Origin of the sequence: Nocardioides sp., assembly GCF_030019515.1 — a bacterium.
GTDB lineage: Bacteria > Actinomycetota > Actinomycetes > Propionibacteriales > Nocardioidaceae > Nocardioides.
The window spans coordinates 348894-371768 of sequence record NZ_JASEEQ010000004.1 but is presented as its reverse complement, the minus strand read 5'-3'; the positions used below and the strand labels follow the sequence as shown (position 1 = coordinate 371768).

Annotated in this window: 22 protein-coding genes, 1 tRNA gene and 1 pseudogene; 5 read left to right on the top strand and 19 right to left on the bottom strand. The window is 73.3% G+C overall.

Going from position 1 to position 22875, the window contains the following annotated elements:
* Positions 1–372 precede the first annotated feature (372 nt).
* The 3 genes and pseudogenes from QMC84_RS08470 to tyrS form a co-directional block, all read right to left on the bottom strand.
* A complete protein-coding gene (locus QMC84_RS08470) occupies positions 373–762 on the bottom strand; it encodes an alpha-hydroxy acid oxidase (RefSeq protein ID WP_300373803.1) in 390 nt (129 codons plus the stop codon).
* 179 nt (positions 763–941) lie between these two features.
* Positions 942–1442: pseudogene (locus tag QMC84_RS08465) on the bottom strand (alpha-hydroxy acid oxidase); the annotation flags it as partial.
* A 2-nt stretch (positions 1443–1444) separates the two neighbouring features.
* On the bottom strand, positions 1445–2716 hold the full coding sequence (gene tyrS / locus QMC84_RS08460) for a tyrosine--tRNA ligase (protein WP_300373801.1): 1272 nt from the start codon (positions 2714–2716) through the stop codon (positions 1445–1447).
* Between the two features lie 135 nt (positions 2717–2851).
* On the opposite strand from tyrS, the gene QMC84_RS08455 reads away from it, so the two are divergent.
* From QMC84_RS08455 to QMC84_RS08445, 3 genes are all read left to right on the top strand, one after another.
* Entirely contained in the window at positions 2852–4300 is a 1449-nt protein-coding gene (locus QMC84_RS08455; RefSeq protein WP_300373798.1) for a serine/threonine-protein kinase, read from the top strand.
* 58 nt (positions 4301–4358) lie between these two features.
* Complete coding sequence (locus tag QMC84_RS08450) at positions 4359–7574, top strand: response regulator (RefSeq protein ID WP_300373796.1); 3216 nt, start codon at positions 4359–4361, stop codon at positions 7572–7574.
* Between the two features lie 76 nt (positions 7575–7650).
* The gene (locus tag QMC84_RS08445; RefSeq protein WP_300373794.1) at positions 7651–7860 is read left to right on the top strand and encodes a hypothetical protein; all 210 of its coding nucleotides are present in this window, start codon (positions 7651–7653) and stop codon (positions 7858–7860) included.
* Between the two features lie 5 nt (positions 7861–7865).
* Here QMC84_RS08445 and QMC84_RS08440 read toward each other — a convergent pair whose 3' ends face one another.
* The 5 genes from QMC84_RS08440 to QMC84_RS08420 form a co-directional block, all read right to left on the bottom strand.
* The gene (locus QMC84_RS08440) at positions 7866–8123 is read right to left on the bottom strand and encodes a DUF3099 domain-containing protein (RefSeq protein ID WP_300373792.1); all 258 of its coding nucleotides are present in this window, start codon (positions 8121–8123) and stop codon (positions 7866–7868) included.
* Positions 8124–8404: 281 nt separating this feature from the next.
* Positions 8405–9607: an IS481 family transposase gene (locus QMC84_RS08435; RefSeq protein WP_300373820.1), complete on the bottom strand. Its 1203-nt coding sequence runs from the start codon at positions 9605–9607 to the stop codon at positions 8405–8407.
* Positions 9608–9720: 113 nt separating this feature from the next.
* Positions 9721–9797, bottom strand: a tRNA-Ile gene (locus QMC84_RS08430).
* 115 nt (positions 9798–9912) lie between these two features.
* Positions 9913–10761, bottom strand: a complete 849-nt coding sequence (locus tag QMC84_RS08425; protein WP_300373790.1) for a DUF72 domain-containing protein — start codon at positions 10759–10761, stop codon at positions 9913–9915.
* 40 nt (positions 10762–10801) lie between these two features.
* Positions 10802–11815: a hypothetical protein gene (locus tag QMC84_RS08420; RefSeq protein WP_300373787.1), complete on the bottom strand. Its 1014-nt coding sequence runs from the start codon at positions 11813–11815 to the stop codon at positions 10802–10804.
* Between the two features lie 38 nt (positions 11816–11853).
* On the opposite strand from QMC84_RS08420, the gene QMC84_RS08415 reads away from it, so the two are divergent.
* A complete protein-coding gene (locus QMC84_RS08415; protein WP_300373785.1) occupies positions 11854–12591 on the top strand; it encodes a PIG-L deacetylase family protein in 738 nt (245 codons plus the stop codon).
* A gap of 11 nt (positions 12592–12602) precedes the next feature.
* On the opposite strand, the gene hemA is transcribed toward QMC84_RS08415, so the two are convergent.
* From hemA to QMC84_RS08360, 11 genes are all read right to left on the bottom strand, one after another.
* Positions 12603–13865 (bottom strand): glutamyl-tRNA reductase, encoded by a 1263-nt coding sequence (gene hemA, locus QMC84_RS08410; protein ID WP_300373783.1) that lies wholly within the window; start codon positions 13863–13865, stop codon positions 12603–12605.
* A complete protein-coding gene (locus QMC84_RS08405) occupies positions 13862–14773 on the bottom strand; it encodes a tetratricopeptide repeat protein (RefSeq protein ID WP_300373781.1) in 912 nt (303 codons plus the stop codon). The genes hemA and QMC84_RS08405 overlap by 4 nt, the downstream gene beginning before the upstream one ends.
* Positions 14770–15288, bottom strand: a complete 519-nt coding sequence (locus QMC84_RS08400) for a cytochrome c-type biogenesis protein CcmH (RefSeq protein ID WP_300373779.1) — start codon at positions 15286–15288, stop codon at positions 14770–14772. The genes QMC84_RS08405 and QMC84_RS08400 overlap by 4 nt, the downstream gene beginning before the upstream one ends.
* Complete coding sequence (locus tag QMC84_RS08395) at positions 15285–15842, bottom strand: redoxin domain-containing protein (RefSeq protein WP_300373777.1); 558 nt, start codon at positions 15840–15842, stop codon at positions 15285–15287. The genes QMC84_RS08400 and QMC84_RS08395 overlap by 4 nt, the downstream gene beginning before the upstream one ends.
* The gene (locus tag QMC84_RS08390; protein WP_300373775.1) at positions 15839–17818 is read right to left on the bottom strand and encodes a heme lyase CcmF/NrfE family subunit; all 1980 of its coding nucleotides are present in this window, start codon (positions 17816–17818) and stop codon (positions 15839–15841) included. Before QMC84_RS08390 ends, QMC84_RS08395 begins: the two co-directional genes overlap by 4 nt.
* Position 17819: 1 nt before the next feature.
* Entirely contained in the window at positions 17820–18284 is a 465-nt protein-coding gene (locus QMC84_RS08385; protein ID WP_300373773.1) for a cytochrome c maturation protein CcmE, read from the bottom strand.
* Positions 18281–18430 carry a hypothetical protein gene (locus tag QMC84_RS08380; RefSeq protein ID WP_300373771.1) on the bottom strand — a complete coding sequence of 50 codons (150 nt, stop codon included), beginning with the start codon at positions 18428–18430 and terminating at the stop codon, positions 18281–18283. The genes QMC84_RS08385 and QMC84_RS08380 overlap by 4 nt, the downstream gene beginning before the upstream one ends.
* Entirely contained in the window at positions 18423–19193 is a 771-nt protein-coding gene (ccsA, locus tag QMC84_RS08375; RefSeq protein WP_300373769.1) for a cytochrome c biogenesis protein CcsA, read from the bottom strand. The genes QMC84_RS08380 and ccsA overlap by 8 nt, the downstream gene beginning before the upstream one ends.
* Positions 19194–19205: 12 nt before the next feature.
* On the bottom strand, positions 19206–20519 hold the full coding sequence (locus QMC84_RS08370) for a hypothetical protein (RefSeq protein ID WP_300373767.1): 1314 nt from the start codon (positions 20517–20519) through the stop codon (positions 19206–19208).
* A gap of 178 nt (positions 20520–20697) precedes the next feature.
* On the bottom strand, positions 20698–21360 hold the full coding sequence (locus QMC84_RS08365; protein ID WP_300373764.1) for a heme exporter protein CcmB: 663 nt from the start codon (positions 21358–21360) through the stop codon (positions 20698–20700).
* Positions 21357–22004: an ABC transporter ATP-binding protein gene (locus QMC84_RS08360; RefSeq protein WP_300373762.1), complete on the bottom strand. Its 648-nt coding sequence runs from the start codon at positions 22002–22004 to the stop codon at positions 21357–21359. Before QMC84_RS08360 ends, QMC84_RS08365 begins: the two co-directional genes overlap by 4 nt.
* 146 nt (positions 22005–22150) lie before the next feature.
* Between QMC84_RS08360 and QMC84_RS08355 the strand changes: the two genes are divergently transcribed.
* Positions 22151–22864 (top strand): cytochrome c biogenesis protein CcdA, encoded by a 714-nt coding sequence (locus QMC84_RS08355; RefSeq protein ID WP_300373760.1) that lies wholly within the window; start codon positions 22151–22153, stop codon positions 22862–22864.
* Positions 22865–22875 lie beyond the last annotated feature (11 nt).

Sequence of the window (22875 nt, the reverse complement as noted above, 5' to 3'; positions counted from 1 at the left end):
ACTAATTCGTCGACTATGACACACTGTTGAGTTCTCAAGAATCAGACGCACACCGTGCTCGCACGCTTTCGGCGTGTCCGCTGCGGGGCGACTCGTGAAACTTTAGCGGCTGTAATTCCGGGACGCAAATCCTCGGGAATTCCTTGCCCACCGCGCACACCTGTAGACCTCGATGATGTCGGAGGCCGCTAGCGCGCGCACTCGTCCACCGGTGAGGGTGTTGGTGAGAGAGGTGGCCACCCGGGGCCGAAGGCCCGACCTCGCGGTCTTGCCTCCCGCCGCTCCCTGGCGACCCGGAGAACATTAGGGGACCCGGCCACAGGAGTTCAAATCGGCCCCACGTGAGCCGGGCCACAGTCGCGTTTGCGCAGGTCAGCGTGGGGTAGTGCGCTCGGCCGCCGCGAGGCCCGGCGCGTCCCCGGGGGTCCGACAGCCCGCCAGTCGCAGCGTCTCGACGGTCAGCGCGAGCAGCTCGCGGTGCAGCCGACCCACGCCCACGACACCATCGAGGAGCGCCAGGAGCGGCGAGCGGCCGAGGAAGACCGCCCGGGCGCCCAGGGCGAGGGCGGCCACGACGTCGAGGCCGGTGCGGATGCCGCCGTCGACGTACACCTCGGCCTGGTCGCCCACGGCCGCCACCACGTCGGGCAGGCACGCGGCCGTGCTCGCCGTCCGGTCGAGCTGGCGACCGCCGTGGTTGGAGACCCAGACCGCACCGGCGCCGGCCTGGGTGCAGCGGAGTGCGTCCTCGGGGCGCAGCACGCCCTTGACCACCACGGGCAGGCCGGTGCGGGCGGCCACCACCCGATGTCGTGCGGACCGAGGTCGAGCGCCTTCTCGGCGCCCGGTTGGTCGTCGTACCCGGCGTCGAAGTTCACCCGCAGCATCGCCGGGTCGACGGTCTCCCAGATCAGGGGCGTGCCCGGGGTCGCGTGCTTGGTCCCGACGACGGGGGTGTCGACGGTCAGCACCACGGCCCGGGCGCCGGCGGCGACGGCGCGATCGAGCATCGGCTCCGCGAGCGTCCGGTCCGCGGGCAGGTAGGCCTGCAGCCACCAGTGGACGCCGGTGGCGCCGATCTCGGCGAACGGCGTGCCGGCGTTGCTCGACGCCACCATCACCGAGCCCGCGTCCGCGCAGGCCCGCGCCATCGCGAGCTCACCGTCGGGGTGGACCGCGCGCTGCAGCGTGCTCGGCGCCACGCCCCAGGGCACCTGCGCGGTGTGTCCCAGCAGGCTGACCGACGTCTCGACGTGGGTGACGTCGTGCAGCACCCGGGGCAGCAGCCGTACGTCGCGCCACGCAGCGACGGCCGCACCGGCGGTGAGCGACTCGCGGGCTCCCTGGAGCACGTACTCGAGGAGGGCCGCGGGCAGCCGGTCGCGCGCCCGCTCCCCGAGCGTGTCCAGCCAGCGCGGGTCCGCCTCGGCCGCCGGCGCCACGGTCAGCGCACCTCGACGCCGGCGAAGTTCTTCTTGCCGCGGCGCAGCACCAGCCAGGTGCCGTCGATCAGGTCGTCGGGGCCCGGCACGTGGTCGGGGTCCTCGACCCGCGCGTTGTTGAGGTACGCGCCGCCCTCGGCGACCGTCCGGCGCGCGTCGCCCTTGCTCTTGGCCAGCCCGGTCGCGACCAGGAGGTCGACCACGGCGGGCAGGTCCTCGTCGCCGTCGACGGAGGCACTGCCGGCCTCCCGCAGCGCGGCGCCCAGCGTGGCCGCGCTGAGCGTGGCGAGGTCGCCACCGCCGAACAGGGCGGCCGAGGCCGCCTTGATCCGCTCGGTCTCCTCCGGCCCGTGGACCAGCGTGGTGACGTGCTCGGCGAGCGCCCGCTGCCCGGCTCGCAGGAACGGCTTCTCGGCGTGCTCCGCCTCGATCTCCTCGATCTCGGCGCGCGGCAGGAAGGTGAAGATGCGCAGCAGCTCCCCGACCTTCTCGTCCTCGACGTTGAGCCAGAACTGGTAGAAGGCGTACGGGGACATCATCTCGGCGTCCAGCCAGAGTGCGCCGCCCTCGGTCTTGCCGTACTTGGTGCCGTCGGCCTTGGTGACCAGCGGGGTGGCGAACGCGTGGGCCTTGCCGCCCGCGGCGCGCCGGATCAGCTCCACACCACCGGTGAGGTTGCCCCATTGGTCGGAGCCACCGAACTGCAGGACCACCCCGTGGTCGCGATAGAGGTTGAGGAAGTCCAGCGACTGCAGCAGCACGTAGCTGAACTCGGTGTAGCTGATGCCGGCGTCCAGGCGGCTGCGCACGACGTCACGCGACAGCATCCGGTTGACCGGGAAGTGCTTGCCGACGTCGCGCAGGAAGTCGATGGTCGACAGGCTGGCGGTCCAGTCGTAGTTGTTGACCATCGTGGCGGCGTTGGCGCCCTCGAAGGAGAGGAACGGCTCGATCTGGCGGCGCACCCGCTCGACCCACTCCTTGACGGTGTCGAGCGAGTTGAGGGTCCGCTCGCCGGACTCCTTGGGGTCGCCGATCATCCCGGTGGCGCCGCCGACCAGGGCGTACGGCGTGTGCCCGGCGTCCTGGAGCCGCTTGGCGGTCAGGATCTGCACCAGGTTGCCCATGTGCAGGCTGGGCGCCGTCGGGTCGAACCCGACGTAGAACCGGACACTCCCCCCGGCCAGGGCCTCGCGCAGGGCGTCGAGATCCGTCGAGTGCGCGATGAGGCCGCGCCACTCGAGGTCGTCGAGGAGAGTCGGGTCGATGGACACGGTGAACCTTTCGCCTGGGTGGATCGTCGGGTGGGTACGTGCGGGTCAAGCCTGCCCCATGCCGGCGGCCCTCGCCCACCCGGTTCCGCGAGGGACGCGGCACTAGGCTGGCGCGGATCCGGGAAGGGACGGCACGTGATCGCTGGCAGGTACACGCTCGAGCGCGAGGTCGGTCGCGGCGGCATGGGTGCCGTGTGGCTGGGCCTCGACGAGGTCCTCGGCCGCCAGGTCGCACTGAAGCGGGTGGGCATGGCCCCCGGCGTCACCACGCCCGACCTGGCCCGGGCCGAGCGGGAGGCCCGGCTGGCCGCACGCCTCAACCACCCGCACGTGGTCGCGGTCTACGACCTCGTGACCGAGGGCCCTGACAACACCGAGCAGTGGCTGGTGATGGAGTACATCGAGGGCTCGACCCTCGCGGAGCTGGTCCGCCGCGACGGCGCGATGACCCCCGACCGGGCCGCCGTCCTCCTCGGGCAGGCCGCGGACGCCCTCGCCGCCGCGCACGCCGCCGGCATCGTGCACCGCGACGTCAAGCCGTCCAACATCCTGGTCGCGCCGGACGGGCAGGTGAAGCTCTCCGACTTCGGGATCGCCCGCGCCGAGGCCGACGCGTCGCTGACCCAGACCGGTCTGGTCACGGGCTCACCCGCCTATCTCTCCCCCGAGGTCGCCTCCGGGCAGCAGGCGACCGATGCCAGCGACGTCTGGTCGCTCGGGGCCACGCTCTTCCACGCGCTGGCCGGCCACCCGCCGTACCAGGTCGGCGACAACGTGCTGGGCGCGCTGTACCGGATCGTGCACGAGGACCCGCCTCGCCTGCCCGAGGCCGGCTGGCTCGCGCCCCTGCTCCTGGCCACGATGTGCCGCGAGCCGGCCGAGCGGTGGTCGATGGCGCGGGTCCGGGACGCGCTCGCGGCCGGCCCCACGGCTCCGGTCCTCGCCAGCGTGCCGGCGCCCGCACCGGCGCCGCCGGTGGACCCGGCCCCCACCCGGCTGATCTCGCAGACGGTGCCGCCCGTCCCGGCGGCCGACCCCTCGTCGCCGGCGGCGGACCCCGCGCCCCCGTCCGGGCCCCGGCGAGACGGCGGCCGGGTGCTGCCGGTGCTCGCGGTCCTCGTCGCGATCGTCGCGATCGCGGTGATCGGGTGGCTGGCCTTCACGGCGGGGACCGACGGCCAGGGTGACGGCACCGCCGCACCGACCACGCGAGGTGGTCACGGCAGCAGCCCCGCGGGCGGGTCCCAGAGTCCGTCGGGCGACGGCGCGCCCGACGGCGTCACGCCCGACGGGATGGAGGGCTTCATCGAGGAGTACCTGGCGACGGTGACCTCCGACCCGAAGTCGGCCTGGGCGATGCTGACGCCGGGCTTCCAGGCCGCCAGCGGCGGGTTCGGCGGGTACAACTCGTTCTGGAGGTCGATCGAGACCGCCGACCTGCTCAGCGCGGAGCCGGACCCCGCCGATCGGCGGATCAGCTACACCGTGGCCTACCTGCACCGCGACGGGTCCAGGACGACCGACGACGTCACCCTGGTGCTCGAGGGCACGGACGGCGACTACCTCATCGCCGCCGAGCCGTGATGACGGCGGGGATCTGACGGGGCTCCGACGGGGCTCTATCGTGTCTCCGGGAGGTGCGATGGAGCTCGCGGCGCTGTACCGGGACATCGTCGAGACGTCACCGGACGGCTTCTGGGTCTTCGACCTCGACGGTCGGACCCTGTACGGGAACCCGGCCCTGGCCGCGTTCTTCGGCGTCGGCCCCGAGGAGATGCTCGGGCTGACGGTCTTCGACTCCCTCGACGAGGTGGGCCAGGAGCAGTTCGCCGACCACCTCGACCGGCTGCGCGCCGGGATCGTGAACGAGCACGACGTCGAGTGCAGGTTCGTCCGCCGCGACGGCAGGACGATGTGGGTAACGATCAGCGAGAGCCTGCTGCCCGGTCCCGACGGCTCGGTCGCCGTGCTCCACCGGCTCAGCGACTACAGCGACCGGCGGCGCACCGTCGACGACCTCACCAGCAGCCGTCGCCGGCTCGCCGAGGCGCAGCGGATCGCGCGGATCGGCAGCTGGGAGTGGGACGTCACGGCGGACGAGGTCTGGGGCTCCGATGAGCTGTCCGCGCTGTACGGATTGGATCCGGACCAGTTCCCGGCGTCGTACGCCGACTTCCTCGAGATCGTGCACGAGGACGACCGTGGTGCGGTCGACGAGGCCGTCCGTGCGGCGCTCGAGACGCCCTCGGACTTCGTGTTCGTGGCCCGCGTCCGCACCGCGGAGGGCGGCTGGGTCTGGACCCGTTGCCGCGGCGTCTCCCTGCCGGACGGCCACGGGCGGGTCGGGTCGATGTACGGCACCCACCAGGACATCACCGAGACGAAGCTCGCCGAGATCGCGCTCGAGGACCAGGTCCGACAGAACACGCTGCTGCAGGCCGTGGCCACCGCCTCCAACGAGGCCGCCACGCTCGAGGAGGTCCTGCTGCAGGCCCGCCACCTCGTGCTGCTGCACGACGACTGGGTCCGCGGCCGGGCGTTCGTGCCCACCGGGGACGGCGACGCGGTGGTCGCGCTCCACATCACCGACGAGGACCGCGTCGCGGACCGCGCGACACCGGCGGAGGCGGCCGACGAGCTGGCCCTCGCCAACCGGGCCTTCCACGAGCGCCGCTCGCTGTGGGACGAGGACCGGCTGACGATCGCGTTCCCCGTCGCGTACGGCGACGAGGTGGTCGCCGTGCTGACGATGACGTCCGCCCTACCGCTGTACCGCTTCGAGCTGATCGAGGCGATGGTCGACCAGGTCGCCGTGCAGCTGGGCCGGGTCGCCGAGCGCGAGCGCGCCCAGCGCGAGCTCGCCGACGCGCGCGACGTCGCGATGGCCGCCTCCCGCCAGAAGTCGGAGTTCCTGGCGACCATGAGCCACGAGATCCGCACCCCGCTCAACGGCGTGATCGGGCTCAACGACCTGCTCCTGCGCACTCCGCTCGACCCCGACCAGCTCCGGCTCTCGTCGGGCGTGCAGGTCGCCAGCCGAGCGCTGCTCAGCGTCATCAACGACATCCTCGACTTCTCCAAGATCGAGGCCGGCAAGCTGGAGCTCGAGCGACTGGACTTCGAGATCCGCGGCGTGTTCGACCAGGTCACGAGCCTGCTCGGCGAGGCCGCGCGAGCCAGGGGGCTCGAGCTCATCGTCTCCTGCCACCCCGACGTGCCCGAGGTGCTGTGCGGCGATCCCACCAGGCTGGCGCAGGTGATCACCAACCTCGGCTCGAACGCGGTGAAGTTCACCGAGCGGGGCGAGGTCTTCGTCCGGGCGACGGCGACCCCCGGCCCCGCCGGGCGGACCCGGCTGCACGTCAGCGTCACCGACACCGGGGTCGGTGTGCCCGGGACCGACGTCGAGGGGCTCTTCGAGGCCTTCACCCAGGCCGACGCGTCGACCACCCGGCGGTTCGGCGGCACCGGCCTCGGCCTGGCGATCTCCCGGGAGATCGTGCACGCGCTGGGCGGCGAGATCGGACTCGAGCCCAACCCCGGCGGCGGCAGCGTCTTCTGGTTCACCGCCGATCTCGAGGCCTCCCGCGGTCCGGCCGTGGACACCGACGACGAGTACGCCCGCAGCTGGCTGGCCGGCCGGCGCGTGCTCGTCGTCGACGACAACGAGCGCAGCCGGCCGCTCCTGGCGGAGCGGCTCGCCTGGTGGCGGATGCGCCCGGCGGCCGCCGGGTCGGCCGACCACGCCGAGCGGGTCATCGCCGAGGCGGCGGCCGCCGGCGACCCGTTCGAGGCCGTGCTCGTGGACCTCTCGACGCCCGGACGCGACGGGGTCGACCTGGCGCGAGCGCTGCGCGCGGAGCCGTCGTACGACCTGAGCGTGATCCTGCTGACCTCGGGGACCTCGCCGCTGTCGGCGTGGGACCTGCGGACCGCCGGCATCGTCGACTGCCTGACCAAGCCGGTGGTCGGAGCCGAGGTGCGCGCAACGCTGCTGCGTCACCTCGCCCGGGTCGAGCCGCTGCCGGAGCCCGAGCTGCGTGCCGTCGCTGAGACCGCGGGGCCGGAGCGTCGGGTGCTCGTGGTCGAGGACAACGCGGTCAACCAGCTCGTGGCGGTCGGCCTGCTCGGGGCCCTCGGCTACGGCTCCCGGGTCGCCGACGACGGCGTGGCCGCGCTCACCGCGCTCGACGAGGAGCACTTCGACGCGGTCCTGATGGACGTGCAGATGCCGCGGATGGACGGGTACGCCGCCACCGGGGCGATCCGGGCCGGCGAGACGGACGGGCGCCGCCTGCCGGTGATCGCCATGACCGCGGCCGCCGTCGAGGGCGAGCGGGAGCGATGCCTGGACGCCGGGATGGACGACTTCCTCACCAAGCCCGTCGACCCCGGCGCACTCGCCGCCGTTCTCGACCAGTGGGTCTCCCGATCCGACCCGGTACCGCGTAGCGTGCGCGTCGTGACCGAGGAGAAGCACCGCGAGGACCACGACGCGCTCAAGGGGCTGACCCTCGACCGGCTCGACGAGCTGCGCGACCTCGACCCGGGCGACACCACCTACCTGGACCGCGCGATCGGCAACTTCGTCGCCAACACGCCGGACACCCTCGAGTCGATCCGCGAGGCGCTGGACGCCGGCGACACCGCGACCCTCAAGCAGGTCGTCCACAAGTTGGCGGGCGGTGCCCTCAACCTCGGGGTCACCCCGGCCGGACGCACCGCCCAGCAGATCGAGCTGATCGCCGACACCGGCACGACCGAGGGCGCCGCGGAGCTCGTCGAGCAGCTGGCCGCGGAGCTCGCCGACGGCCGCGCCGCGCTGCGGGCCTACCAGGCGACGTACTCGGGCGGCTGAGCCGCCCCAGGTTTCCCGGACCGCTCCTGGTGGGTACGGGTCCGGCGTCGGGGGGACCACGACGCAGGGAGCAACCATGAAGAGCCTGATCGGGATCATCATCGTCGTCTGGCTGGTGATCGGCGTGCTGGCCGCGTGGCAGCGCGGCTACTTCGGCGACGACCAGGACGTCAGCTGCAAGACGACGGGTGACACCGCGCTCACCATCGTCGCGGGGCCGCTCAACTACCTCGGGGTGAACCCCAAGGTCGACTGCAACGTGGACCTCCCCCAGCCCTCCGACTGAGCCGCTCAGGCTCGCGAGCCGTCGTCCTCGCCGTCGTCCTCGCCGTCCCGGCTGTCCTCGTCGACCGTCGGGGCCGCGGAGCGGTCCAGCGCGCCCTGGTTGCCGACGAACGCCGCGACCGGCGGGAGCAGCGCGGCGAGGACGCTCATCGCGACCGCCGCGGTCGTCGACCACAGCCGCACGACGTTCCACGCCAGCACGATCAGCAGCACGCAGGTGCCCATGAGCACGAAGTAGGCGCGGTGCCGGCGGCGTCGATCCACGTCGTGACGCTACGCCGCGGGCCGCCACGCTGAGCAGACGGCCACGAGCGTCGAGATGGGCCCCGACGTGGCGGAGGCCGCCAAGCGGCAGCGGCAGCATCGCCGAGACCATCGATGCGGTCGCCCGGCTGGCCGGTGCCACCACGGAGGCGTCGGTCGGGTCCCGACGGACCCCTCGACCGGCGGTCCGACCGGTGCCTAGTGGGGCTGGTGGGGCTGTTGAGCTCCGGTTCCTGCTTGACGTGAGGGTTCCGGTTCCTCGTTGACACTCTGGTTGGAGATTAGTCCTCGGTTCGGGTGACCGAGGCGCGCTTCTTCCTCACCTCCCCTGTGGTGGTGCGGGCTGCGGTCTTGAGGAGCTGGTTGCCGTCCCAGACCTGGATGACTCGGTCGGTGACGTAGACGTCGACGGACTTGCCAGCGGCGGCTTTGCCGAGGCAGATCTGTTGCCACGACACCGAGATCACCCCGTTCGAGCCCGCGCGCCGGGCCACCCAGGCCTCGCCGGTGCGGTCTGGTGCGGTGACCGCGTCGCGGACCGGGCGTGCCGGCAACGGGCGGGTCTCGAATCGGTCGGCAGGCGGGATCATCCCGATCGAGGAGTGCGGCCGCTGGTGGTTGTAGCCGGCCACCCACTCGTCGAGCTCGGCCTGCGCCACGGCCAAGGACTCAAAGACCCGGTCGGTGCGGAACTCCTCTCGCATCGTGCGGTGGAACCGCTCCACCTTTCCCGTGGTGGTCGGTGAGCGGGGTTGGGTCAACCGGTGGGTGATGCCGTTCTCACGACAGACCCGGTCGAAGAGGACCTCGACCGCGGGCTTGTTGAACCGCCCGGTGAAGACCTTCCCGTTGTCGGTGAGGATCTCCTCGGGCACTCCGTAGGCCCGCATCGCCGTCGCGAGCCCGTCACAAACCCGCTGGGAGGTCTCCCGGATCATCAGGTACGCCGACACGCAGAACCGGGAGTGGTCATCGATCCCGGTCAACGCCTTCGCGCGGCGCCCGTCGGCCAGGACGAAACCACCCACGGTGTCCATCTGCCACAACTCCATCGCGGTGCCCCGTTCCCACCGCTTCCAATGCTCCTCGCGGCGCCGTCGAGCTTGCGGTTCGATCAGCCCGGCCCGGACCAGGCACCGGTAGATCGCCGAGCGCGACGGCACCGGCTCACCGCCCAGGTCACCGCCAGCCGCGGCGTTGCCGAGTTCATACAGGATCCGCCGTGGACCCCACCCCGGATGAGCTCGCCGCAGCTCGAGGATCCGTGCTTCGACGACCCCGCCCATCTGGTGGGGACACGACACCGGACGACTCGAGCGACGCGCCAGACCCGCCAGCCCCTCGTCCTCGTAGCGGCGTAGCCACGCATGGACCGACTGCCGCGAGACACCCCACCGCTGCGCGGCCTCACCGACCGACACACCCTCGGACAGCACCGCCAGCACCGCTTGATACTTCTGCTCCTGCACGCTGAGCTCCCTGATCATGAGGGAGTGTCAAGGAGGTACCGGAGCCAGCGTCAAGCAACTACCGAAGCCACGTAAACCACGAACCCGAGCCACTCCGTCAAGGAGGACCCGAGCTCATACAGTGGGGCTGGTGGGGCGGGTGGGGCTCGAACCCACGACCCAAGGATTATGAGTCCTCTGCTCTGACCGACTGAGCTACCGCCCCGTGCGGACGGGAGCCTAGTCGGCGGCCCGCCCGCGGGCTCCAGCGGCGTGGGAGGTCATGCGGACGGAGCCACCGCTGGCACCGACCGTCTGACGTCTCGACGATCGGTCGGTGGTCAGAGCCGGTCGATCAGGCGCAGCGCGTCGTGGGGCGCGTACCCCTTGGCGTCGTTGTCGAAGTACACGACCACCTGGGCGACGTCCGGCCTCTCGGCCCAGCCGCGGCACTTCTCCGCCCAGGCGTCGAGCACGGCGTCGCCGTACCCGCTGGTGTAGAGCTCCTGGTCGCCGTGCAGGCGGACGTAGACGAGGTCCGAGGTCACGGCCTCGGCCATCGGCCACCGGCCGGCCGTGTCCGCGACCACGCAGGCGACGTCGTGCTCGCGCAGCAGGGCGAAGGCCTCGTCGGTGCAGAACGACGGGCTCCGGAACTCCAGGGCGTGCCGGACCCGCTGGGTCTCCAGGCCGTCCGGGACGCCGATCAGGGCCCGGTCCTCGGGCACCTTGGCGTCGTGTCGCTCGGCCAGGGCGGCCAGCTCCCCCAGCGTCCGCGGGAGCAGTCGGAAGAACGACGCGAGCAGGTCGGCGTCGTACCCGAGCCGCTCCGGGAGCTGCCACAGCACCGGTCCGAGCTTGGGTCCGAGGGCGAGCAGGCCGGAGGCGAAGAAGTTCGCCAGCGGCGTCTCGACGTCGCGCAGCCGCTTCATGTGGGTGACGTACCGGCCGCCCTTCACCGCGAACACGAAGTCGTCGGGAGTCTGCTCGCGCCAGGAGGCGTACGACGTGGGCCGCTGGAGGCTGTAGAACGAACCGTTGATCTCCACCGAGCCCATCCGCTCGGCCGCGTAGGCGAGCTCCTGGCGCTGCGGCAGCCCACGTGGGTAGAAGTCGCCACGCCACCCGGCGTAGCTCCAGCCGGAGATGCCGACGCGGATCTCGCCGGGGCGGCCGGGTGGGTGGCTCATGCGCGAGGGGTACCCGCGGCGCCCGGGGCCCTCACCCCACTCACCGGTACGGCGGATCCTGGGTGATCGACCCCAGCCAGTACGCCGCCGAGTCGCCCCACTCCGCGAGCTCCGCGTCGTTCATCGGCGCGATGCAGCGGACCCAGGCCTCGGTGCGGGCCAGCCGGGCGAGCTGGAGGGCCGCGGGCAGCGCGGCGCGCAGCTCGGCCATCGGGGCGTGCTCGCTCCAGACCTCGAGCCCCGCGTCGGCCACCCGGGCCAGCTGCGGGTCGTCCGGCGCCAGCCCGCGCCGGCGCGCCAGCACGTTCAGCGGCACCAGCAGCGCCGCGAGCGGCTCGGCGACCAGGGCGTCGGCGAAGTCGAAGAACCGCAGCTCGCCGCGCACGTCGAACACGTTGTGCCCGTGCAGGTCGTTGTGGCACAGGGTAAGCGGCAGCCCGAGCGCCGCGACCCGCTCGGCCCACGCCGCCACCCGCGGCAGCGCCGCCCGGACGGCGGCGGCCTGCTCGGCGGGCAGGCCCCGGGGGTCGCCCGGCGGCAGCGCCGCGAACGACTCGAGCCGCTCCTCGACGTACCCGACGCAGTCGGCGGGTGCCAGCCTGGTCAGGCCGACGTCGAGCAGCCGGTCGACGTAGCGCGCGACCTCGAGCTGCAGCTGCGCCCCGGCCGCCGCCACCCGGCACCAGAGCCCGACGTCGTCGGCGTGCCTCTCGGCGTGGCCGACCGGCGTCCCGAGATCGGGAGTGAGGAAGAGCCCGCGGGTCGTGTCGACCGCCGTCAGCGGCACGACGTGGTGCGCGGCGAGGTCGTTGAGGGCGACGACGAGGGCGGCCTCGTAGGACCGGGTCGCGCAGTTCTGCTTGGCGTAGAAGACCCCGGTCGCCGTCTCGGCGCGCCACACCGTCGCCCACGGACGGAGCCGGACCGGCTCCAGCGACCGGGGCTCCCCCACTGCCGAGGTCACCCAGGACAGCAGCTCGGCCCGGAACGCCTCCCCCGCCCAGCGCTCGCCGGCCGGGGGCAGCCGCAGCGCGATGTCGGCGTATCGCACCATGGAGGCAGCCTGTCATGCTCGCGACCAGGAGGTAGGACATGGACGAGCAGCTCGAGCGGTTGCCGGAGGACTGGGAGCGCGCACTCTGCGTGGTCGCGCACCCCGACGACATGGAGTTCGGCGCCGCGGCCGCCGTCGCGCGCTGGACGGGTCAGGGCAAGGAGGTCACCTACTGCATGGTGACCAGCGGCGAGGCCGGCATCGACGCGATGCCGCCCGACGAGTGCCGGGTCGTCCGCGAGGCCGAGCAGGTCGAGTCGGCGCGGATCGTCGGCGTGTCCGCGGTGGAGTTCCTGCACCAGCCCGACGGCGTGCTCGAGTACGGCGTCGCGCTGCGCCGCGAGATCGCCCACGTCGTACGCCGCTTCCGCCCGGACGTCGTCGTGACCGGCAACTTCCGCGACACCTGGGGCGGGGTGAACCTCAACCAGGCCGACCACATCGCGACCGGCCGGGCGGTGGTCGACGCGGTGCGCGACGCCGGCAACCGGTGGGTGTTCCCCGAGCAGCTCGGCGACGGACTCGAGCCGTGGGGCGGGGTCCGGGCCGTCTGGGCCTTCGGCTCGCCGAACGCCACGCACGCGGCCGACACGACCGACACGTTCGAGGCCGGCGTCGCCTCGCTGGAGGCACACCGCGCCTACATCGACGGGCTCGGCTGGGAGCACTTCGACGCCCGGGAGTTCCTCGAGGGCTTCGGCCGCCAGACCGGCCAGCGGCTCGGCGTCGCGCTCGCCGCTGCGTTCGAGGTGTTCCCGATGGGCTGGGGCGAGTAGGCCTCGGCGCCTCAGGTCTGCGGCGCGAACAGCCCGGCGAGCACCTCCACGAGCTCCTCCTCGCCGGCGGCCGCGGCGTCGAGGAGCCGCCGGGTGGGCCGGTGGGCGAGGTGCTGCACGGCCCGGCGGATCCCCTCGGCGACGAGCGGCTCGAGGTCGGGCGACAGGTCCCGGGTCGCCCGGGCGACCTCCTCGCGGACGCACGCCTCCACGTCCGCGCGCAGGCGTCGTACCGGCTCCGCGGCCGCGCGGTCCACCCACCACTGCAGGAAGCGGTCCACCTCCTGCGCGACGATCCGGTCGGCCAGCTCCAGGGCCGCGGGCGCCGGCGCGGACGGACGCCGACCCGGTACGGCGGTGCCGCGGAGGTCGGTGAGGTCCAGCAGCCGGACCCCGGGCACGCCCCGCACGTCCGGGTCGACGTTGCGCGGCACGCAGAGGTCGACGACCACGAGCTCCCGGTCGGGCCGGTGCCGGCTCCACCCCGGCCCGAGGTCCTCGGCCCGCAGCAGCCGGTCGGGGGACGAGGTGCCGAACACGACGGCGTCCGCGTCGGCGAGCCCGCGCTCGAGCTCACCGAGCCCGATCACCCGCGCCCCGGCCGGTGCGATCCCGCGCGCCCGCTCCTGGTCGCGGCCGCACACCGTGAGGCGGGCACCGACCTCCCTGGCCGCGGCGACGACGCCGGCAGCGACCTGCCCGGTGCCGACGACCACGAGGTCGCGGCCGGCCAGCCCGGCCGGGAGCAGGTCGTCGACGGCGTGCACCGCGGTCGACGCCACCGAGCCGGCGGCCAGTCCGGCGCCAGTGCTGCGGTGCACCCGGCGGGAGGTGTTCACCGCGGCGTCGACGAGCCGCTGGAGCTCCAGCCCCACCGCTCCCTGGTCGCGCGCCACCTGGACCGCGGCGCGCACCTGGCCGACGATGTCGGACTCGCCGCGGACGAAGGAGTCGAGGCCGGAGGTCACCCGGAGCAGGTGCTGCACGGCCTCCCGGCCCGAGAGGTCCAGCAGGTGCGCCGCGAGCGTCTCGGGCGCCAGCCCGCGCTGCCCGGCGAACGCCCGCACCAGGGCCGAGCGGTCGTCGTCGTCGGCCCACCACGCATAGACCTCCGTGCGCTCGCAGGTCGACAGCAGCAGCACCTGATCCACGCCGGCGACCTCGCGGAGTGCCCGGACCGCGGCGGGCAGCTCGCCCGCCGGGACGGAGAGCCGCTCGAGGACCTCCATCGGGATGCTGCGGCCCGGGAACGCGAGGCAGGTCAGCCGACTCATCGTCGTCCCTCCTTCTCCTGCAGGGCGAGGACCGCCCGGACCGTCTCCCGGTGCGACCCGAACGGCGCCCGGTCGAGGTAGGCCCGCAGGTCCCGCTCGGCGGCGGCCGGGCGCTTCAGCCCCATGGCGAGCACCAGTCCGCGGACGTAGAGCGCCTCGGGATAGCCCGGCCGGGTGCGCAGGGCCCGGTCGACCATGGGCTTGGCCTGCTCGGCGTTCCCGGAGGTGAACGCGACCAGCGCGAGCGCGGTGTTGGCCTCGGCGTTGCCGGGCGCGATCCGCAGCGTCGCGAGGTACTCGACGGTGGCCAGCTGTGGCTGGCGGGCCCGCGTGTACGCGTGCGCCAGGGCCAGGTGGGCGCTGACGGACCGCGGCTGCCGGCGGACCTGCCGCACCGCGGCGTCGACGGCGTCGAGCTCGGCAGCGGTGGGCTGGGTCGCGAAGGCGCCGTCGGGTGCCGCTGCGGCGGCGGCCGGTGGAGCGGGCGGCGCCGGCGGCTCGGGCTCCACGGTGCTGCGGAGCACGACACCGGTCGCGGCCACGGCCGCGGTGACGACGGCCAGCAGCGCGACCCGTCGGGTCCAACGGCTGCGCCGGGTCCGCGGCGTGCGGGTGTCCCCCGCCGTGGCCCGGGGTGCGCGCACGACCGGGTCGGCGCGCAGCAGCGGCGCGAGCTCGGCCTCCAGGGCGCGGCGGCGGGCCGCGTGCTGCGCGTCCGACAGGCCCCCGGCGGCGCGCTCGTCGTCGAGGTCGCGGACCTGGCGCAGCAGCTGCCGGCGTACGTCGCCGGCGCCCGCGGCGGTCGCCGCCCCGGACGGCTGCGGGGCACGGCTCGCGGCCAGGAACGGCCGGGTCAGCAGGGTCAGGGCGATGACGCCGACCGCGCCGGCCACCAGGGCGAGAGTCACGGCTCCTCCTTCAGCAGGTCGGCCAGCGCGCGGTCGACGAGAGTCCGGTCGGTCGACGACCGGTGGTCCGGCTCGGCGGTGCCGGGGCCGCCACCTCGCACGGCGCGGCGACCGCTCACGAGCACGGCGGCGCCACCCACCGCGGCGGCCGCCAGGACCAGCACGGGCAGCAGGTGTGCGACCCGCCCGAGGCCGTCCGCGGGCGGGGTCAGGAGCACCGAGGGTCCGTAGGCCTCGACGAAGCCGCGGCGGATCTCCTCGTCGGAGACGCCGGCTGCCACCTGCTGCCGGATCTCCGTGCGCATCTGCCGCGCCAGCGGCGCCGAGGAGTCCGCGGCCGACAGGTCCGTGCAGACCGGGCACCGCAGGCCCGAGGCGATCGCCGTGGCGCGCTCCTGGTCGGTCGGCGCCCGGTCGGCGGTGGCGCCCCACACGAGGGCGCCCGCCGCGGTCAGCAGCGCGAGGACCGCCAGGACCAGGCCGAGGCGGCCGCCGGCGAGGCGGGCCGCGCTCACGGCCGTCCTCCGTCGAGAAGCGGCTCGAGCCGATCACCCAGCGTGGCAGCGGTCACCGGCCCCACGAAGCGCTCCACGATGCGGCCGTCGCGGTCGATGACGAAGGTCTCCGGGACGCCACGCAGCCCGAAGTCCAGCGCCGTGGAGGAGTCCGCGTCCACGACCATCGGGTACGACGCGCCGCTGGTCGCGACGAACTGCCGGGCGTCGCCGGGTGCGTCCTGGAAGTCCACCCCGAGCACCACGACGCCGGCGTCGCGGAACCGCTGCCAGGTCGCGTTGAGCTCCGGCTGCTCGACCCGGCACTCCGTGCACCACGAGGCCCAGAAGTTCACCACGACGACCTGGCCCCTCAGGTCCTCCAGGCGGATCCGGCTCTGCTCGGCGCCGTCGAGGCCGGGCAGGTCGAATGCCGGGGCCGGGTGGCCGGACAGCGGCGAGGCCGCCAGCTTGGTGTCGGTGGTGAGCCCGAGCGCCAGCAGCAGCGCGACCAGGGCGACGCCGACGGCGAGGCCACCCAGTGCCGCCAGCCGGCGACCGCCACCGCGGATCATGGCCGCGCCCCCGTCGCGACCACGGGCGGCACGTGACCGTCGGCAGTCGCCGGGTCGCGCCGGCGCCGGACGCGCCGCGGCCAGCCGGCGAGCACGCCGCCGAGGACCATCAGCAGCGCCCCGAGCCACAGCCAGTTCACGCCCGGCGTGTGCAGCACCCGGATGGTCGCGGAGTCGCCGTTGTCCTGGAGCGAGATCACCGAGGTGTACAGGTCCCACACCGGCCCGCGGTCGATGGCGGGCGACGCGATCGGCTCCGACGCGGCGGGATAGAGGTTGAGGCGGGGATCCAGCCGGAGCTCGTCGCCGCCACCACCTGTCACCGTGAGGGCGACCGTGAGCACGGTCCGGTTCGGCTGGCGGTCGGTCTGCAGGCCGTCGTAGCGCAGCTCGTGGCCGGCGAACGTGGCCGTCTCGCCCTTCGCCAGGGTGACCTCGCCCTCCTGGCCGAGCGCCGAGGAGGCGATCACGCCCGCGGCGAGGATCGCCAGCCCGACGTGCACCAGCAGCCCGCCGTACCGCCGGCTCCCGCGCAGCACCCGCCGGGCGCCGCCATCGCGCCGGACCCCACGGACCAGCTCCCGTCCGGTGCCGACGACGACCAGCGCGGCCAGGCCGAGCCCCACGACGGCGCCCGTGGACCGCACGCCCGCGAGGGTGAGCACCACCATCAGCAGCGCGGCAGCGACCGCCGGCAGACGCAGCCGCTGCAGGGCCCGGCCGGGGGTGCCACGCCGCCACGGCAGCAGCGGGCCGACGCCCATCAGCAGGAGCAGCAGGAGGAAGACCGGGGTGACGGCGGACTCGAAGTACGGGCGCCCGACCGTCAGCTGCTCGTCGAAGAGGGCCTCGGCGACCATCGGGAAGACCGTGCCGAGCAGGACGATGCCCGTGGCGGCCAGGAGCAGCACGTTGTTGCCGACGAGCGCCGCCTCCCGCGAGAGCAGGGAGTCCATCCGCGCCGGGGAGCGCAGCAGCGGCAGCCGCCACACCACGAGGCCGAAGCCGCCGAGCAGGACCACGGTGAGGAAGGTCAGGTACGCCGGCCCGATCGAGGAGTCGGCGAACGCGTGGATCGAGGTCAGCACGCTGCCGCGGGTCAGGAACGTCCCGAAGGTGGTGAGCGCGAAGGCGCCGATCACCAGGCCGACGTTCCACAACGTGGCCATCCCGCTGCGGCGTTGCAGCATCACCGAGTGCAGGAAGGCGGTCGCGACCAGCCACGGCAGGAGGGCGACGTTCTCGACCGGGTCCCACGCCCAGTAGCCGCCCCAGCCGAGGACGGAGTACGACCAGAGCGCTCCGAGGGCGAGCCCGACGGTGAGGAAGGTCCAGACCGCGATCGTCCAGCCGCGGATCACCTCGACCCACCGGTCCGGCTGCGAGCCGCTGACCAGCGAGGCGATCGCGAACGCGAAGGGGACGGTGAAGCCGATGAACCCGAGGTACAGGAACGGCGGGTGCACCGCCATCAGCGGATGGTTCTGCAGCAGCGGCGCCGGCCCGCGGCCGTCGAGCGGCGCCGTCGCGAGCGTGGCGAACGGCCGCGACGGCCCGTTCACCAGGAGCAGGTAGAAGGACTGGACGAGGAACATCACGCCGAGAGCCACGGGGAAGCCGGCCGGCCGGTCCCGGCGGAAGCGCCAGGCGACGGCCGCCCCGTAGCCCGCGAGCACCAGGTTCCACAGCAGCAGCGAGCCGTCGTCGGAGGCCCACAGGGACAGGGTCTTGAAGAAGACCGGGGTCGCCGTCGAGGAGTTCTCGGCGACGTAGCGCACGCTGAAGTCGTCGGTCAGGAGCGCGATGAGCATCGCCGCGTTGACGACCAGGACGACGAGCAGCACGGCGAACGCCGCCAGCCGGGCGCTCTCCAGCCAGGCCGCCCGCCGGGGCGAGGCGCCCGCGAAGGCGGCCACCATGCCGTACGCCGCCAGCGCCAGCGCCAGCAGCAGGCCGAGCTGTCCGAGGTGCGCCATGTCAGGATCCCTTCGTCGGGTCGGGAGCGCGGTACTCGCCGTCGTGCTTCACCAGCAGCGTGTCGGCGTGGAAGAGCCGGTCGGCTCCCAGCGCGCCCTCGAGGACGACGCCCTGGCCGGCCCGGAACAGCTGCGGGACCGAGCCGGTGCTGACGACCCGGATCGACTCCTCGCCGTCGGAGACCGTGAACGTCAGGCCCTGGTCGTCACGGGTGACGCTGCCGGGCTCGACGTAGCCGCCCAGGCGGATCCGCTGGGAGATCTCGGCCTGGCCGCCGTTCACGACCTCCGAGGGGGTCAGGTAGTACACGAAGCTGCCGGTGAGGCCCCGCACCGCGATCCAGCCGAGTGCCGCGAGGATGATCGCGACGCAGACGATGACGCGGAGCCGGGCGGAGCCTCGTCGCGCCGGAGGTGGCACCGCGTCCGGACCGTGGGTCGGGTCGGGTGCCGTGGTCGTGCTCACCGGACCCCCCGGCGGGGTGCCCGGCCGGTCAGCGCCGCGGTCAGCGCCCGGGCCCGCACGGCGCGGCGCGAGAGCCACCACCGGTACCAGACCAGGGCAGCCGCGGTGACGCCGTACCCGGCGACGATGTAGCCGAGGTCAGCCACGACCCTCACCTCCGTCGACGCGGGGCGCGGCGGCGACCAGCCCCGCGCGTGGGGTCGGTCGGCGCATCAGCGAGCCGGCCGCGCTGTCCTCCAGGCGACCGACCCGCATCCGGACGGCCATCAGGTAGCCGTAGACGACTGAGAACGCCACGGCCCCGAGCAGCAGGGTGGCGAGCATGCTGGGGTCCATCGTGGGCGCGCCGGGGCGGACGACGGTGGCCTCCTGGTGCAGGGACCGCCACCAGACCACGGACATGTGCACGATCGGGACGTCGAGGAACCCGATCACCCCGATCACCGCCGACCAGTGCGCCCGGCGGCTCGGGCTGTCGGCGACGCGGCGGACCGAGAGGTAGCCGAGGTAGATCAGCAGCAGGACCACGGTGGTGGTCAGCCGGGGGTCCCAGGTCCACCAGGTGCCCCAGACCGGGCGGCCCCACAGCGAGCCGAGGAACAGCGTGAGCGAGCAGAACAGCACGCCGATCTCTGCCGAGGCGACCGCCATCCGGTCCCACCGGATCTGGCCGGTCCGGAGGTAGGCGATGCTCGCGGCGAAGACGACACCGAAGGACAGGAAGGCCAGCCAGGCAGCGGGGACGTGCACGTACATCAGCCGTTGCACGTCCCCCTGCTCGGCGTCGGGGGGCACCACCGCAAGTGCCATGACGGCGGTGCCTCCCAACGTGACCAACGCAGCGCCACCGAAGAGCCGTTGGGCCCGAGGGGTCCCGACCGTGACGAGAAGGCGATCGAAGGTCTTCATCTCACATCCCCGTCAGAGCGACTTCAGGTACTGGACGAGGTCTTGCTCCTGGGCATCGGTGAGGCCCAGGCCGAAGGTGTCGTTGTAGTGCTGGACGACATCGACCAGCTCCGGGAACCGACCATCGTGGTAGAAGCCGCCCTTCTGGTGGCTCCACAGGCCCTTCAGCGGGCTGGTGCGGTACATGTGCGTCGGCGAGCGATCGGCCTGGAAGCTGTCGATCCCGATCTCGTCGCCGGTGTGCATGTTGAAGCCCGGCTCGGTGAACGTCGGCGGGACGTGGCAGGTCGAGCACTGGGCCTGTCCCATGAACAGCGACTCACCGCGCGCTGCCGCCTTCGCGTTGAAGCTGCCCTTCGGCGGCGTCGGCGCGGTCAGGGACAGCTGGTAGGCGGCGAGCGCCGGCAGCTTCGACGAGATCTTGTCGACCTTCGACCGGACGTGGCCGAAGCCGTTCTCCGCCGCGATCGGGAACTGGTCGGCGTTGTCGAGACGCGGGTCGTAGAAGTTGCCCTGACCGTGCATCTCCAGGTTCGCCACGAAGGCGTTCCAGTACGTCACCGAGCCCCACCCGGTCGAGGTGTGCTGGTTGACCCCCTGCAGCCCGAACGCGGGCGGCAGCACCGTGGCCGCCGTCGTACCGTCCGGCCGGAAGGCCTTCCCGTCGAGGAACAGCTGCGCATCGAACCTGCCCGGGCCCCAGGCGGCCAGGACCTGCTTGACCGTGTCGACGTCGGTGTGCAGCAGATCGGCGATCGGCTGCAGGTTCGGCGCGAGGGACACGATCGCCCCGACGTTGAGGTCCCGGTTGGCCCAGCCGTCGAGCCGGTTCCCGATGCCCGGTGCGAAGGAGTCGTCGACCGTCGAGTGGCACAGCGCGCACTCGATGCCGACGGTCCGCAGGGTGCCGTCGGAGTTGAAGAACCCCTTCACGCCGACCACCGACTTCAGCTTGAGCAGGGCCAGGGTGACGGCCGGGTCGTCGAGGTTCACCTTGCCGTTCGCCAGCGCCGTCCGGACGCTGGCGGGCAGGCGGTTGACGTCGACCTTGAGGCCGACGGCCAGCGCCGTCTTGGGGCTGACGCCGCCTCCGACGCCGCCGTTGTCCTCTCCCGCGATCGCGTCGTGGAGCTGGAGCGTGCCGCCCCAGAACTGCTGGTCCCCGAACGTGTCGTAGCGGAAGGTGTGCCGGCCCTCCTTGACCATCGCCTGCGCGTTCTCGCCGGCGGACGGGGGGGTCTGGACGGTCGCCGGCTTCGCCGCCGGCGGGCCCGCCGTTGCCTGGTAGGCCAGGGTCACCAGGCCGCCGAGGGCGAGGATGCCCACGGTGGCGATGAAGCGTCGCGGTCGGCGACCGCGACGCTCCCGAGGATCGGGTGGTGATACCTGGTGAGGGTCTTCCTGCTTGACCATCGCGTGACGCCTCTCTCTATCAGACACATTTTTGTGTCTTAGAGAGAGTCACCCTCGCCGGTCGCCGTGTCAAGAGCGATCGGCAGGTGGTTCAGTCCTCAAGCAGATACCCGAAGACCAGGTAGCCGGCGGCGAGGAACATCGCGTCGAAGGCGGCCAGCACGCCGAGCCAGCCGACCACGCCGGCGCTGCCCTCGACCAGCGTGGCGGTCGCGCGAATGGCGGCGATCAGCACGGGAGTGACGAGCGGCAGCAGCAGGACGGGCAGCGCGGCCTGGCGTCGGCCGAGCACCGTGAGCAGGCCGAAGAGGCTGCCGAGGGCACTCAGCCCGGCGACGCCGAGCACGGCGGTGAGCAGCAGCAGCGGCGCCCGGGAGAGCTCGAGCCCGAACAGCACCGTGACGATCAGGCCGGTGCCCAGGACGAGCACCAGCACCTGGACGGCGGCGGCGACGGCCTTGCCGAGGAAGATGTCCCCCTTGTGCAGTGGCGCCAGGACGAGCCCGTCGAGGGCACCCGCGTCCGCCTCGGCCTGGTAGGAGCGGTGGAACAGGTCGACGGCGGCGAAGAGGGCCGCGAGCCACAGCAGGCCGGGGGCCGCCCGCTCGAGCAGCACCCGGTCCGGCCCGAGGGCGAACCCGAAGGCGAGCAGCATGGTCGCGGCGAACGGCAGCACCGACCCGAGGGCGTACTTGCTGCGCGCCTCGGCCCGCAGGTCCTTGCCGGCGACGGCCCAGACCGCGGAGCCGGTCACCGCAGGGCTCCGTCGTGCGCGACCACCCGGCCGGCGTCCATCACGACGCGGCGGTCCACCAGGCCGTCGGGCGGCTGCTCATGGCTGGCCAGCAGCACGGTGCGGCCGCGCGCGCCGGCCTCGACGAGGACGTCGTCGACCACCGAGCGCGCGTCCTCGTCGAGGCCGGCGTACGGCTCGTCGAGCAGCACCACCTCGGGCTCGCGCACGAGGCAGCGCGCGAGGGCGAGCCGCTGGCGCATGCCCTGGGAGAAGCTGGCGAAGCGCACGTCGGCGACCTCGACCAGCCCGACGCGCTCGAGCGCGCCGTCGATCCGGCCGGCGTCGGCCCCGGTGAGCGAGCAGACGAACCGGAGGTTCTCCCGGGCGGTCAGCTCGCGGTAGAACCGCGGGTCGTGACCGAGCAGCTCGACCCGGGCCCGGACCGCGTTCCGCTGGCGGACCAGGTCGAGGCCGCACACGGTCCCGCCGCCGAACGTCGGAGACAGCGCGGTCGCCACGACGCGCAGCAGCGTGGACTTCCCCGAGCCGTTGGTGCCCGAGAGCCAGACCCGCGCGCCTCGCTGGACCTCGAGGTCGACCTGGCTGATCGCCGGCATCCCGTCGAAGAGGCGGGCCACGCGATGCAACTCGATCACGCCCACGGCGGGCCTCCACTCTAACGACGAATGAATTGAACGTTAGAGGGACGGTAGGCGGCCGAGCGCTCGTCGTCAACGGCGCTCTTGTCCACCCTTGCCGTCCCGGTTTCTAACGGTCATACTTTTGCACCTTAGACCGGGAGGGGCCGATGGCCGCAGAGATCGCGCTCGTGTTCGCCGCTGGCGTCGTCTCGTTCGCCTCGCCCTGCGTCCTTCCCCTCGTGCCGGTGTACCTGTCCGTGGCGACCGGCCTCGGGATCACCGACCTCGAGCAGCGGCGCAGCCTGGGCCGGGTGCTGGGCGGGACCACCGCCTTCGCCGCGGGGTTCGGCGTCGTCTTCGTGCTGCTCGGGCTGTCCGCCACGGCGCTGGGCGGCGCACTGGCCCGCCAGCAGGTCTCGATCACCCGGATCGGCGGCGCGATCGTGCTCGTGCTGGCCGTGCTGATGTTCGCCGGCACCCTCGACCTGCCGTTCGCGCGGGGGCGCGAGCTGCGCTTCCACCCGCGGCCCGGCGCCGGCGCCGCCTGGGCGGCCCCGGTCATGGGCGCGGCGTTCGCGTTCGGCTGGACTCCGTGCATCGGGCCGGTGCTCGGGTCGGTGCTCACGATCGCGGCCGACCAGGACGGGGCGGGCCGCGGCGGCCTGCTGCTGGGCTGCTACGCCGCCGGGCTGACCCTCCCCCTCCTCGTCACCGCGGTGTTCCTCGGGCGGCTCGGGCCGACGCTTCGCTGGGTGCGCGCCCGGGGCCTGTTGCTGTCCCGCGCCTCGGCCGTGGTGCTGTTCGGCTACGGGCTGATGCTGGTCAGCGACCAGCTGTCGTGGCTGACCGGGGTGCTGCAAGGGGGCGTACCGGCGGTCTAGGTGGGAACCGT

What these genes read in the sequence shown, in the direction of transcription:
- QMC84_RS08450 (WP_300373796.1), top strand. Translation starts at nt 4,359, where the DNA reads ATGGAGCTCGCGGCGCTGTACCGGGACATCGTCGAGACGTCACCGGAC.
- QMC84_RS08445 (WP_300373794.1), top strand. Translation starts at nt 7,651, where the DNA reads ATGAAGAGCCTGATCGGGATCATCATCGTCGTCTGGCTGGTGATCGGC.
- QMC84_RS08425 (WP_300373790.1), bottom strand. Translation starts at nt 10,761, where the DNA reads ATGAGCCACCCACCCGGCCGCCCCGGCGAGATCCGCGTCGGCATCTCC.
- QMC84_RS08420 (WP_300373787.1), bottom strand. Translation starts at nt 11,815, where the DNA reads ATGGTGCGATACGCCGACATCGCGCTGCGGCTGCCCCCGGCCGGCGAG.
- QMC84_RS08415 (WP_300373785.1), top strand. Translation starts at nt 11,854, where the DNA reads ATGGACGAGCAGCTCGAGCGGTTGCCGGAGGACTGGGAGCGCGCACTC.
- hemA (WP_300373783.1), bottom strand. Translation starts at nt 13,865, where the DNA reads ATGAGTCGGCTGACCTGCCTCGCGTTCCCGGGCCGCAGCATCCCGATG.
- QMC84_RS08395 (WP_300373777.1), bottom strand. Translation starts at nt 15,842, where the DNA reads ATGATCCGCGGTGGCGGTCGCCGGCTGGCGGCACTGGGTGGCCTCGCC.
- QMC84_RS08390 (WP_300373775.1), bottom strand. Translation starts at nt 17,818, where the DNA reads ATGGCGCACCTCGGACAGCTCGGCCTGCTGCTGGCGCTGGCGCTGGCG.
- ccsA (WP_300373769.1), bottom strand. Translation starts at nt 19,193, where the DNA reads ATGAAGACCTTCGATCGCCTTCTCGTCACGGTCGGGACCCCTCGGGCC.
- QMC84_RS08355 (WP_300373760.1), top strand. Translation starts at nt 22,151, where the DNA reads ATGGCCGCAGAGATCGCGCTCGTGTTCGCCGCTGGCGTCGTCTCGTTC.